Origin of the sequence: Duganella callida (assembly GCF_004614165.1) — a bacterium.
In the GTDB taxonomy this organism is placed as follows: domain Bacteria; phylum Pseudomonadota; class Gammaproteobacteria; order Burkholderiales; family Burkholderiaceae_D; genus Rugamonas; species Rugamonas callida.
Genome location: NZ_SPVG01000226.1, coordinates 1 through 12445 on the forward strand (window position 1 = coordinate 1; position 12445 = coordinate 12445).

The 12445-nt window shown below is 62.7% G+C and carries 12 protein-coding genes; 5 read left to right on the top strand and 7 right to left on the bottom strand.

The features are described from left to right. Together E4L98_RS22575 and E4L98_RS22580 are read right to left on the bottom strand one after the other, a co-directional pair. Positions 1-781, bottom strand: a 781-nt coding sequence (locus tag E4L98_RS22575; RefSeq protein ID WP_135203792.1) for a methyl-accepting chemotaxis protein, incomplete at its 3' end; no start/stop codon positions are given. 193 nt (positions 782-974) lie between these two features. After that, positions 975-1358, bottom strand: a complete 384-nt coding sequence (locus E4L98_RS22580) for an MCP four helix bundle domain-containing protein (RefSeq protein ID WP_135203793.1) — start codon at positions 1356-1358, stop codon at positions 975-977. A gap of 242 nt (positions 1359-1600) precedes the next feature. Between E4L98_RS22580 and E4L98_RS22585 the strand changes: the two genes are divergently transcribed. Then, the gene (locus E4L98_RS22585; protein ID WP_135203831.1) at positions 1601-2026 is read left to right on the top strand and encodes a YeeE/YedE family protein; all 426 of its coding nucleotides are present in this window, start codon (positions 1601-1603) and stop codon (positions 2024-2026) included. Next, positions 2023-2439, top strand: coding sequence for a DUF6691 family protein (locus E4L98_RS22590; RefSeq protein ID WP_229257518.1), 417 nt, complete (start codon positions 2023-2025; stop codon positions 2437-2439). The genes E4L98_RS22585 and E4L98_RS22590 overlap by 4 nt, the downstream gene beginning before the upstream one ends. 115 nt (positions 2440-2554) lie before the next feature. Here E4L98_RS22590 and E4L98_RS22595 read toward each other — a convergent pair whose 3' ends face one another. Both E4L98_RS22595 and E4L98_RS22600 read right to left on the bottom strand, forming a co-directional pair. Then, the gene (locus E4L98_RS22595) at positions 2555-4483 is read right to left on the bottom strand and encodes a CocE/NonD family hydrolase (RefSeq protein WP_135203795.1); all 1929 of its coding nucleotides are present in this window, start codon (positions 4481-4483) and stop codon (positions 2555-2557) included. Between the two features lie 167 nt (positions 4484-4650). Continuing rightward, positions 4651-5103 (bottom strand): GNAT family N-acetyltransferase, encoded by a 453-nt coding sequence (locus E4L98_RS22600; protein WP_135203796.1) that lies wholly within the window; start codon positions 5101-5103, stop codon positions 4651-4653. Positions 5104-5212: 109 nt separating this feature from the next. On the opposite strand from E4L98_RS22600, the gene E4L98_RS22605 reads away from it, so the two are divergent. After that, the gene (locus tag E4L98_RS22605) at positions 5213-5836 is read left to right on the top strand and encodes a flavin reductase family protein (protein WP_205746811.1); all 624 of its coding nucleotides are present in this window, start codon (positions 5213-5215) and stop codon (positions 5834-5836) included. Positions 5837-5839: 3 nt separating this feature from the next. On the opposite strand, the gene E4L98_RS22610 is transcribed toward E4L98_RS22605, so the two are convergent. Then, on the bottom strand, positions 5840-6916 hold the full coding sequence (locus tag E4L98_RS22610; RefSeq protein WP_135203798.1) for a type II asparaginase: 1077 nt from the start codon (positions 6914-6916) through the stop codon (positions 5840-5842). 118 nt (positions 6917-7034) lie between these two features. On the opposite strand from E4L98_RS22610, the gene E4L98_RS22615 reads away from it, so the two are divergent. Beyond that, the gene (locus tag E4L98_RS22615; RefSeq protein ID WP_135203799.1) at positions 7035-7367 is read left to right on the top strand and encodes a hypothetical protein; all 333 of its coding nucleotides are present in this window, start codon (positions 7035-7037) and stop codon (positions 7365-7367) included. An 88-nt stretch (positions 7368-7455) separates the two neighbouring features. After that, positions 7456-9150 carry an FAD-dependent oxidoreductase gene (locus E4L98_RS22620; protein ID WP_135203800.1) on the top strand — a complete coding sequence of 565 codons (1695 nt, stop codon included), beginning with the start codon at positions 7456-7458 and terminating at the stop codon, positions 9148-9150. A 15-nt stretch (positions 9151-9165) separates the two neighbouring features. Here E4L98_RS22620 and E4L98_RS22625 read toward each other — a convergent pair whose 3' ends face one another. Further along, entirely contained in the window at positions 9166-10236 is a 1071-nt protein-coding gene (locus tag E4L98_RS22625; RefSeq protein WP_135203832.1) for a patatin-like phospholipase family protein, read from the bottom strand. A gap of 82 nt (positions 10237-10318) precedes the next feature. Beyond that, a complete protein-coding gene (locus E4L98_RS22630) occupies positions 10319-12442 on the bottom strand; it encodes a TonB-dependent receptor plug domain-containing protein (RefSeq protein WP_135203801.1) in 2124 nt (707 codons plus the stop codon). Positions 12443-12445 lie beyond the last annotated feature (3 nt).

Sequence of the window (12445 nt, forward strand, 5' to 3'; positions counted from 1 at the left end):
TGATGCCGGAAACCCGGCGCACGCTGTCCACCACGTCCTGCATGGTCTGGCCTGCCTGATCGGCCAGCACGCTGCCTTGCTCCACCTGCGTCACCGAGGTGCTGATCAGCTCCTTGATTTCGCGCGCGGCGGTGGCGCTGCGCTGGGCCAGGTTACGCACTTCGCTCGCCACCACGGCAAAGCCGCGACCCTGTTCGCCCGCGCGTGCCGCCTCGACCGCCGCGTTCAACGCCAGGATATTGGTCTGGAAAGCGATGGCGTCGATCACGCCGGTAATTTCGGCGATTTTCTGCGAGCTGCCGCGGATTCCGCCCATGCGCGCCACCACCTCACGGACCACCGCGCCGCCGCGGCTGGCCACCTCGCTGGCGGAGTGCGCCAAACGGTTGGCTTCGTGGGCATGATCGGCGTTCTGGCGTACCGCGCTGGTCAGTTCTTCCATCGAGCTGGCGGTTTCCTCCAGCGCGGATGCCTGATTTTCGGTGCGCGACGACAGGTCGGCATTGCCACCGGCGATTTCGCGCGAGGCGACGCCGATCGCGTCCGAACTGCTGCGCACACGGCGCACCAGTGCCGCCAGCCGCGCATTCATGTCGCCCAGCGAGCGCAGCAATTGCCCGGTTTCGTCCCGCGAAGTGGCTTGCACAGTGCCGCTCAGATCGCCCTGCGCCACGCGCTGGGCCAATTGCACCGCCTGCGCCAGCGGACGGGTGATGGAAGTGGATATCAGCCAGGCCAGCGTCACGACGAACAGCACCATCAGCACCGCCAGCACCAGCATCAGCTGGCGCCCCTGAATGAAGACTTGCTGAATGCCGTCCGCCAGTTCCGTGACATGGCGGCGTTCTTCCTGCTGCAGTTCCTGAATCTTGCCAGTGTAAATAAACGACGCCGGGACGAATTTATCTTCAAAAATTTTATTCGATTCTTCGAATTTACCATCCTTTTTCAGTTGAATGGCGCGGTCGCGCGCATTAACGTAGGTTTTCCCGCGCCGCTAATAATTGCTGCCATAATTCCTGTTCCTGCGGCGTATCGATATGCGGTTCTATACGCTTTTGTAATTCGACCGATTCAATGGTCGAATCGGCCACTTCCTTGGCAAAGAATTCCGCCAGCGATGAATCGTTATTTCTGACGATGGCGATATTGCGCCGGATGCCGGCATAGATAATGCGGTACCAGTCGGTGACCATTCGCTCCGTCGCCAGCGGTTCATCGAGTAATTCGCGGCTGGCGTCGGCCACCGCATTCAGGCGCGAAATCGAAACGCCGACGGCTGTTAATGCACACAGCAAAATCAGGGCAAAACCACACAGCAAGCGTTTCCCAATACTCAGATTCGTCAGCAGGTTCATCTTATTCTCCTCGGGTGGGTGATTTCGGTTCAGACTACCACGCTTGCAATCAGGTATTTTTGGGTTCCCCTTTTGAAACGCTTTGCGGCCCGCGCGCTCACTCTGCGTGCGATAGCGGGGCCGGCCAACACGTTCCAAATATCCGAAGGAGTTCCACCAAAACGTTGAAAGCTGAGTTCGCGCTAAAAATTGGCGTGAAAACGCCGATTTCTGGCATACTGGCCACTCACCTTGGAGGAAGCATGAGCATAGACTGGACTCATTTCACGCCGTGGACCAGCCTGGCAGGCGGCATGGCGATCGGATTGGCGGCGGCCTTGCTGATTCTTTTCAATGGCAGAATTGCCGGCATTAGCGGAATTGTCGGCGGCATGCTTCAATTAAAACGCGGTGATATCAGCTGGCGGGTTGCATTTATTGCCGGGTTGCTGATTGCGCCGTCCGTGTACGGTATATTCTTTCACCTGCCGGCAATTCAAATCGATGCGACGCCGGGGATGTTGATAATCGCTGGCTTGATTGTTGGAATAGGTACTCGCTACGGTTCGGGTTGCACCAGTGGTCACGGCGTCTGCGGAATATCGCGCTTATCGCTCCGTTCCATGCTCGCCACGGCTGTGTTTATGGCTGCCGGCTTCGTCACGGTGTTTATATGGCGCCACTTATGATATTTATCGCCTTTTTAAGCGGCTTAATCTTTGGGCTCGGGCTTATTATTTCGGGCATGGCGAATCCTGCCAAAGTACTGGGTTTTCTCGACCTGGCCGGGGATTGGGATCCGTCGCTGATCATGGTTATGGCAGGCGCCATTGTGCTGGGGCTGGCCGCTTTTAGCTGGGCCAAGGCGCGAAAACAGACCCTGCTGGGCGGCGCGCTGAATTTACCCACCACCAATAAAATCGACCGCCGCCTGATATTTGGCGCACTGCTGTTTGGCATTGGATGGGGCATCGCTGGATTCTGTCCCGGTCCGGCGCTGGTCGCCTCCGGCATGGGGCTGCCGAAGGCGCTGTTGTTTGCGGGCGCGATGTTGGCCGGAATGGGGATTTTCGAACTGCTGGACCGCCGTCACGGTGGATAAGTCCCGCTGCAAAAAATCTGCGCAGCGGGATTTTATTCAATGAAAACAGCTACTTGCGCTGTCATGTGCACGCTTTTTAACAAGCTTATCCACAGAATTTGTTAACAAGTGTGCGTTAGCGCACGGCCGGCATCACCTGCACCTCGATGCCCGAGTACATGGACGGCGCATGGTAGACCCGTTGCGTCGCTTTCTGGAAATCTTCCGGCTTGGCCTTGGCGATATCGACGAAGGTCTGCGGATTCAAGTCCACCAGCGGGAACCACGAGCTCTGGATCTGCACCATGATGCGATGACCACGGCGGAAAGTGTGGTTGATGTCGCTCATGCTGTAGGTCAGCGGTTCCACCTTGCCCGGCGTGAACGGCTGTGGGTTTTCGAAGCCATTGCGGAACTTGCCGCGTAACGGATCGCCGCGCACCAGCTGCTGGTAGCCGGCCATGGTCAGCGATGGCTTGGGCTCGTCGCCGCCGTGCCTTTCCTTGTCGTCGCCGGCCGGATATTCGGGCGGATAGACATCGATCAGTTTTACCACCCAGTCGGCATCGGTGCCGGTGGTCGAGACGAACAGCTTGGGCTTGACCGGGCCGGCAAAAGTCACATCCTCTTCCAGCACCTCGCTGCTGTACGTCAGCACGTCGGGACGGGTGGAGGCGAAGCGCTGATCGCTGGTCATGTATTCGCGCGGCACGCCGGTGGCCGGATAGGCGATGTAGGGCACCGGCTTGCGCGGATCGGACACATATTCATCATAAGCGGCGCCCGTGGCCGGCTGTTTCCAGCTCAGCGTGCCGTCCGGTCCCAGGAACAGGGTGCGCGTCTGGGCCGGCTTGGGCGGCCAGGCCGCATAGTTGCGCCAGACGTTGCTGCCGGTCTCAAACGCGTAGACTTCAGACATGTTCTTGTTGGTCACGCCCTTCAGATGCTGCTCGAAGAACGGGTAGAGGATGTTGCCGCGGAAGTATTCGCCGGTTTTGGCGTCGAACTGCACATAGCCCAGGCTCTTGCCGTCGCCGCGCGCCCAGCCGCCGTGCACCCAAGGCCCCATCACCAGGCCGCTGTAGATGCCGGGATTGTTGCGCTTGACGCTGGCGTAGGTGGTCAGCGGGCCCTGCAAGTCTTCGGCGTCGTACCAGCCGCCCACCGTCAGCACCGCCGCCTTGATGTTTTTCAGATGGGGCGCGATGTTGCGGATTTTCCAGAACTCGTCGTAGGTGTTGTGCTCGATGGTCGGCTGCAGCAGCGCGCGCTGCCTGGGTGTCAGCGTGCCGATGATGTTGGGCAGGGTCAGCTGCCTGAGGAAGAAATCATAGCCGTCCGCCGTGCCATAGTCGAAGCGGTCCCAGGTCTTGGGCAGCGGCGTCGGGTTTTCCGCCTCCACGAATGCCGAGTAGAAGTCGAAATTAGCTGCCAGCATGAAGGCGCCGCCATGGTAGGAGTCGTCGTTCATGAACAGATCGGTCACCGGGGCCTGCGGCGAGGCGGCCTTGATCGCCGGATGCGAGTCGATGATGCTGGCCGAGGTGTAGAAGCCGGGATAGGAAATGCCCAGAATGCCGACCTTGCCGTTGTTGTTGGCGACGTTTTTCAGCAGCCAGTCGACGGTGTCGTGCATGTCCTCGCTCTCGTTGCCTTCGCCTTTGGCGCGCACGGCTTTCACGTGCGGCGTCATTTCCTGCCATTTGCCTTCGGACATGTAACGGCCGCGCACATCCTGCTTGACGAAGATATAGCCGCTTTTTTCGAACTCTTCCGACGGGCCGATGTGTTCTGGATAGAAATCCACGCCGTAATGCAGCTCGCCGCCAGACTGCACGCCGGCGCTGTACGGCGTACGCTGGATCAGGAAGGGATAAGGCTTGCTGGCATCCTTGGGCACGTAGACGGTGGTGAACAAGCGCACCCCGTCGCGCATCGGAATGCGGAATTCATACTTCGTGTAGTGTTCACGCAGAGTGTATTTGGCGGTATCGGCGGCGCCGCTGTGCAGGCAGGCGCCAGCCAGCAGCAGCGACAGTGCCAGGGCGGTAAAACGTGGCTTCATGTTGGCTTTCAGAAGGAAATCACAGACCGCCAAGTGTACTGTCGGTGGACAACTTTGGCTGCAAGAATTTTACGCAGGAAAACTTTTTCGTTCAAAAACAATCGCTTGGCGGTTGAACTTGTTGCTTGTTAACAGCCTTATCCACAGAATTTGTTAACAACCGTCGTTCACTGGTATTGCGCCGCGAAGATGCGGCGCTGGAAAGGATTGATTTCCTTGCGCATCAGCCGGGGCAGCAGTGGATCGGGCACAAAGGCTTGCGAGCGGTAGAAATTGTCGGTGCCTTCGCCGGCTTCCAGCAGCAGGCGAAAGACTTTATGGTCGAGGCAATACTGTTCGATGCGTTTCAAGAACCAGTGGCCTATGCCTTGGCCGCGATGGGTGCTTAGTATCATCAGTTCCGAGACGAAGCAGAATTCCGGCGGCGCCATTTCCATGCGCGCCACGCCGATCATCTTGTTCTTGTGCTCGACCGTCACCCATTGCACCTTGCCGCGCACATCGGCCGGCGCCGCGCTGGGCGCCACGCCTTCCTTTCCAGCGTCGCGACGGAAATTCATCAGGACCTTGGTCGGCAGGGCCGCCTTGAGCGGGCGGAATTGAAGTTCATCCAGATTCATGTAGGTCAATCAGCTAAGTGTTTCACTTAGATTAGGCGCCGGATGCCCAATCGCGCAATACCTGAAATGTATAAAAACGTGTAAATCGCCTCTGTGCGACAATGCGATCATGACAGATCGCCACTTTTACGAGCCGGCCCAAGGACACGGCCTGCCGCACGACCCGCTGAACGCCATCATCGGCCCGCGGCCGATAGGCTGGATTTCCACGCGCGCCGCCAACGGCGTGCTGAACCTTGCGCCATACAGCTTCTTCAACGCGTTTAACTACACGCCGCCGCTGATCGGCTTTTCCAGCATAGGACGCAAGGATTCGCTGCGCAACATCGAAGCGACCGGCGAATTCGTCTGGAACCTGGCCACGCGGCCGCTGGCCGAAGCGATGAACGCCAGCTGCGCCGCCGCGCCGCCGGAGGTGGACGAGTTCCAGCTGGCCGGCCTGACGCCGGGCGCGTCGCGTATCGTCGGCGCGCCGCGCGTGGAAGAGAGTCCGGTGTCGTTCGAATGTCGGCGCACCCAGATCATCCGCCTGCAAAGTGCTGCCGGCGTGGACACCGATACCTGGCTGGTGCTGGGAGAGGTGGTGGGGGTGCACATCGCGCAGTCCATGCTGCGCGACGGCATTTACGATACGGCAGGCTCGCAGACCATCCTGCGCGGCGGCGGCCCGGCCGATTATTTCGAGATTACGCCGGATGCGCTGTTCCGCATGCGGCGTCCGGCTTATCCCTAAGCCTCAATAGGTGTAGAACATGCGCTGAATTTCCTTGCTGTCCGTGGTGCGGGTCAAGGCCAGGGTCAGCAGGATGCGCGCTTTCTGCGGATTCAGCGTATCGGACGCCACAAAGTCCAGCTCATCGTCGTTGGCTTCGCCGTTGCGGGCGATGATGCCCTGGCCGACGCGGCTCGAGCGCACGATCAATACCCCTTGCTTGCGCGCCGCGATCAGCGCGGTTTTGACCGGCGCCGCCAGGCTGCCGTCGCCGACGCCGGCGTGGATGATGCCCCTGGCGCCAGCGGCCACAAGCGCGTTGAGTGCAACTGGGTTAACATTCGCATAGCCGTATACGATGTCGACCTGCGGCAGGCTGTCCAGCTTGCTGACGTCGAACTCGGTGTCGGCCGTGTTTTTGCGGGTCGAGGCGCGGTAGAAATATGGCTTGTTGCCCTGGATGTAACCGAGCATGCCCAGTTCCGGCGTCTTGAAGCTGTCCGGGGTCGAGGTATTGGTCTTGGTGACTTCGCGCGCGGCGTGGATCTGGTCGTTCAGCGCCACCAGCACGCCCTTGCCGATGGCTTCCTGGCTGGCGGCCAGCAGCACGGCGTTGTACAGATTGATCGGACCGTCGGCCGACAGCGCGGTGCCGGGACGCATCGCGCCCACCAGCACCACCGGCTTTTTGCTCTTGACGGTCAGGTCCAGGAAATAGGCGGTCTCTTCCAGCGTATCGGTGCCGTGGGTGATGACGATGCCGTCGACATCGGCCTGGGCCAGCAGGGTATTGACGCGCTTGGCCAGCGTCAGCCAGTGCTGGTTGGTCATGTTTTCGCTGGCGATCTGGAACACCTGCTCGCCTTTGACATCGGCGACCTTGGCCAGTTCCGGCACGGCGGCGATCAGCTGGTTTACGCCCACGGTGGCGGCGGTATAGCCGACCGTGGTGGTGCTGGACGCGCCGCTGCCGGCAATGGTGCCGCCGGTGGCCAGAATGGTCACGTGGGCCAGCTTGTCCGCTGCCTCGGCATAGGAACTAAGCAACATTGCACAAGCCAGCAGGGCCTGGGCCATGCGTGCGGAAATAGAGTTGGACATGCAGTCTCCTGAACGGGCGGTAAAGCTTGGGATATTAACAAATCGCCTGTCTGTCAACAATGCGGGTGGTTACGGCGTTAAAGGGAACGCTGAACAAGAATGAAAAAAAGAGAACGACATGATGAGATTGATGATCACACTGGCGCTGCTGCTGGCGCTGGCCGCCTGCGGCAAGTCGGCGGAGCAGAAGCAGCGCGAGGAGAACGCGGTGCTGACCCAGCTGGGCGAGAAGTATGTGAGGGAAAAAATCCTCGAGCCCGGCCAGGCGCAGTTCCGCAACCAGTTCATCGGCAAGGGCGGCGCGCCATGCGGCGAGGTCAATGCCAAGGATGCGTTTGGCGCCTACATCGGCTACCAGCGCTATATTTCGGTGGCGCGCGACCTGACGCTGCTGGCGCAGGACGTGTCGCCGGCGGAGTTCGAGGCGCAGTGGCAGCAACTGTGCCGCTGACGCCTGTCTCCCGGCAGGCTGCCGAGCCCGGCAATTAGCGCTATCATGGCCGCATCGATCAGCCGCACAATTTAGCGAGGAATACGGCATGGAACACAACTACGGCGGCCAGAGCGACGCCGCGCCCCACCTGGCGTCATCCGACATCGGCAACCGCCGGCACCAGATTTTCCCCACCCTCAGCGAAGACCAGTTCGACGTCCTGCTGTCCTATGGCGAGCGGCGCCGCTTTGCCGCCGGCGACGTGCTGTTCCACCAGGGTGACCGCCACATCCCGATGTTCGTGATCATTTCCGGCGCCATCGAAGTCGAGCGCGGCTCGGCGCTGGGCTCGACCAAAATCGGCCGCCACGGCCCCGGCATGTTCACCGGCGAAATGGGCTCGCTGGCCGGCCGCGCCGCCGTCGCCACCGCGCGCGTGGTGGAGGACAGCGAATTGATCGTCATCAGCGAAGACGCCTTGCGCACGCTGGTGATTTCCGAGGCGGCGCTGAGCGAGACCATCGTGCGCGCCTACATCCTGCGGCGTGTGGCCTACATGTCCGACCAGACCGGCGGCGTACTGGTGTTCGGCGCGCGCAACTCGCAGCAGACGCTGATCCTGCGCCATTTCCTGAGCCGCAACGGCCAGCCGGCCGCCTACTTCGACACCGAGGCCGATCCGGATGCGCCAGGCCTGATGGACCGCTTCGGCATCGCCGTTGACGACATCCCGGCCGTGGTCACGCCTGGCGGGCAAGTGCTGCGCCAACCGTCGCTGCGCGAGCTGGCCGACGGCATCGGCATCAGCCCGGACGGCCTGGATGGGCGCTTGTTCGACGTGGTGGTGGTCGGCGCCGGCCCGGCCGGCCTGGCGGCGGCCGTGTACGCGGCCTCGGAAGGCTTGAGCGTGGCGGTGCTGGATGCCAAGGCGCCCGGCGGCCAGGCTGGCGCCAGCTCCAAGATCGAGAACTACTTCGGCTTTCCGACCGGCGTGTCAGGGCAGGCGCTGGCGGGGCGCGGCCTGTCGCAGGCGCGCAAGTTCGGCGCCGAGGTGGCGGTGCCGGTCAAGGTCAGCGCGCTCAATTGCGACAGCCCCGAATTCGACATCGGCATCGACAGCGGCGAGCGGCTGCGTGCGCGTTCGATCGTCATCGCCAGCGGCGCGCGCTACCGCAAGCCGGACCTGCCGGGGCTGGAGCGCTTCGAGGGCAAGGGCGTGTATTACAGCGCCTCCTTCATGGAAGCGAATTTCTGCGCCAACGAGGAAGTGGTGATCGTCGGCGGCGGCAACTCGGCCGGGCAGGCGGCGGTGTTCCTGTCGGCGCATGCCAAACATGTACACATCGTGGTGCGCTCGGGCGGGCTGGCGGCCAGCATGTCGCGCTATCTGATACAGCGCATCGAGGCTTCGCCCAGGATCACGCTGCACACGCACAAGCAGATCGTCGAATTGCGCGGCAACGACAGGCTGGAAAGCATCTGCTGGCAGACCAGCGGCGGCGAAGCGCGGGAGGCGCCGGCGCGCCATCTGTTCCTGTTCCTCGGCGCGGAACCCAGCACCGCGTGGCTGGGCGATTGCGTGGCGCTGGACGACAAGCACTTCGTGCTGACCGGACCGGATGTACCGGCCGATAAATGGCCGCTGGCGCGGCCGCGCCACTTCCTGGAGACCAGCCACCCACGCATCTTTGCGGTGGGCGACGTGCGCAGCGGCTCGATCAAGCGGGTGGCGGCGGCGGTGGGCGAGGGCTCGGCCGCGGTGGCCTCGCTGCATCAGGCGCTGGCTTCGGACTTCAGCTGAAGCGGTGCGGGCCGCTCAGGGCTCGATGCTGCTCAGCGGCCGGCTGTGATGGTTGGAACGTCGTACGGCGGGCTGCGTGCGCGGCGGCCTGGCGAGCGCCTCGCGCGCGCGATCGTAACCGTATCGCCATTGGTCGCTGACGTGCTGCGCGAAGGTGGCGTAGTCGGGCGGCATCTGCAACTCGATGCGGTTGCGCAGCCAGTCCAGCTTCTGCTGCAGCTGCTGCTTCTTCAGCACCACCGAGACATCCGACGAATCGATGCGCATGTCGGCCAGATGGCTGTTGGCGTAACGCAGGCGCGCGTTGCCATCCACGCCGAGCACGCTGCGCCAGGCCGGAATCGAAAACACCTGGTCGAACGCTTCCTTGAACTCCATGATCACTTCCGTTCCGAGACGTCGCGCGATCTCCACCGGGAACAGATCGAGCACGCCGCCGATGTACTCTTCGCCCCGATATCGCGCGCAGCGGAAGTAGACCATATCGGCGATGGAGATGCGCGCCGCCTCTGTGACCGGCACGCTGCCGTCGGTATGCAGCGAACGGGCAATCGCATGTTCGCCCCAGCGCGTATCGCTGAGCGGTGACGCCATGCCGCGCAACGCGGCGGCGGCGCGTTCGTTGCAAAACACCGTCTCTTCATACAGCTTGCGCTGGCCGCGGGGCTGACCGACCTCCGCCGCATCGAACAGCAACCTGCCGCCAATGATGGCGACATCCACCTGCGGCTTGTCGGCGGCGGGCGGGAAGGGCAGCTGCGGCGGAATCTCGAACAGATAGTCGTTGAACAGGTCGGGGATCACCGGCACCGGAGTGCGAGACAGCTTGCGCTTCGCGGCGCGCAGCAGGGTGCCGTACAAGACCGCGTGTTCGGTCGAGCGCAGGCCGCGCCAGAACCGGTACATCTGCTCCGACGACAGCCAGTTCTTCTGCGCTTGCGGGTCCGGCAGCTGATGGATGATCGCTGCGGCGATCGCGCCGCCGCAGCTGGCCAGCAGCACATCCGGCGCCCGGCCGGCCTCGCGCAGCGCGGCATACATGCCGATGTAGATGCCGAAGCGGAAACCTCCGCCCCCCATCACCATGCAACGTTCATACGGTTTATACGGTTCTCGCGTCATGGCGGCAACCATACCACAGCTGCTGGCCGCGCATCTGCAATACAGATTAAAACTGCTGCTCCAGCATGATGCGCAGCGTGGCCTGCGTCGGGATCAGCCGCAGGCGGCGCATGCTGCCGGTCGCGTCGGTGTATTGATAATCTTCTGTCGCCTGCTGGCGCAGCAGGTTGCTGCCGGAGAGGCGGAGCTGGGTTTTGCCATCCATCTTCCACAACGCATACAGGTCGAGCTCACGTTTGGCGCTGGCGCTGGTCAGCACCTGCGCAGATTGCCGCATCGGGCCACGCGCCTGGTAATTCAGGTTGCCGCCCAGCGTCAGCCCCGACCAGCGATAATCCGCGCCCAGGTTGGCGGTGGCGGGCGTTTGCGATTCGAGGCGGTTGTCCGGCCCCGCCACATTGTCCACGCGCGACCAGTTGCGCGCCACATTGGCGCGGATATCCAGCGACGGCGTCGGACGCAGCTTGGCTTCCAGCTCCACCCCGTGCACGCTGGCGTTGCCGTCGTTGAAGGGCGCTTCCACCCATGCGCCGTCCTGCTGGAATAAACGGGTCTGTGTCACGTCGCGGATGCGGCGCGCGTAGGTGCCGACGCTGACCAGATTGCCGTCGCCCAGATAGTGTTCGTACGCCGCGTCCAGTCCCCAGGCCAGTTCCGGCCGCAGATGGGGATTGCCCTGTTCATCCGGATTGGTCGGATTGTTGTTGTTATCGTTGGTATAGCGGCGCGGGATCAGCTTGACCAGCGGCGGTGCCTTGTAGGTGCGGCTGAGCGCCACCCGCAGCACATCCTTGTTCGCCAGTTCGTAACGCGACTGCAGCGACGGGCTCCAGACAGCGGAACTGGCGCTCAGCGCATCGGGCGCGTTGCTGGCCGCCGCACGGCTGCTGGTGGCCAGCCGTTCGTGCCGCAGGCCCAGATACAGTGAATAGCGTTTGCCGAGCTGCCATTCGTCCTGCGCGAACAGGGCGACGCGGTTGACCGTGGCGCGGTAATCGGCATTGTTGGCGCCCGTCTGCACGCCGGCGGCGTCAAACAGCGTTTCGTTGCGGTCCTCGCTGCGGATGGCGTGGCTGACGTCCCAGCCCAGCGCCACCGCGTGCTGTTGGCCGACCGGATGGCGGTAGGTGCCGGTGCTGGTGACGGTGTTTTCCACCGGGCCGGAATCGACGTGATGGCGGCCCAGCGGCTTGCCTTCCGCGTCCATGCCGTGGAAGTCGAAGGTGCCGGTGCGGCGGTTGCTGCTGACGCCCAGTTTGGCCTCCAGCCGGGCGCCATCGGCCAGCAAATGCGTCCATTGCAGGTCGCTGCGCAGCATGATGAAGTTGGCCACGAAGTTGGCGTCGTTGCGCGGATATTCGCTGTGTGGGCCGAGCAGCGCCGTCTCGTCGGCGCGCGACAAATTGTCGACCCGGCGCAGATAGGCCAGGCTTTGCCAGCCGATGCTGTCGCCGTCGGCCAGCTTCCAGTTCAGGCGCGGCGTCAGCGTCAGCGCGTCGGTGCGGCCGGATTCCGTTTGTGGCGTGCGGCGCAGCAGGGTGAGGATGCCGTCTGCGTCGTGTTGGTCCTGGATGTCGGTATATGGCATTTCGCTGCGCTTGCGCGTCAGCGTGGCGGCCAGGCTGTACGACATGGCGCCATCCTGGTCCGACAGTTGCGTGCTCAATGTCGGTGTGTTGACGCCGTGCTGGCGCGCGATGCCGGCGTTCAGCGAGCGCTGGCCGCGTTTCACCGATTTTTTCAGGATGATGTTGATCGCGCCGGCCACCGACTGGTTGCTCAGCTCCGCCGTCGCGCTGCGCAGGATGTCGATCCGTTCGATGGTTTCGGGCGGCACGCTGTCCAGCGAAAAGCCGGCGGCGACGGGCTCGCCGTTGAGCAGTATCTGCGTGTAGCCGTTGCCCAGGCCGCGCATCTGGATCGACCCACCCTGGCCCGGCGTGCCGGTGATGCTGATGCCGGGCAGGCGCTTGAGCACATCGGCCAGGGTCTGATCGCCTTGCCGCACGATGTCTTCGTGATTGACGACGATGCTGGTGGTGGTCTCGCGCTGGCGCAGATCGTCGCGTCTGGCGCTGATTTCGACCTGCTGCGGCGTCGGGTTGTCCGAAGCGTAGGCGCAAGCGGAGACCGCCAGCAGCATGCTGCCGGTGATACGGGTAACCTGCATGGT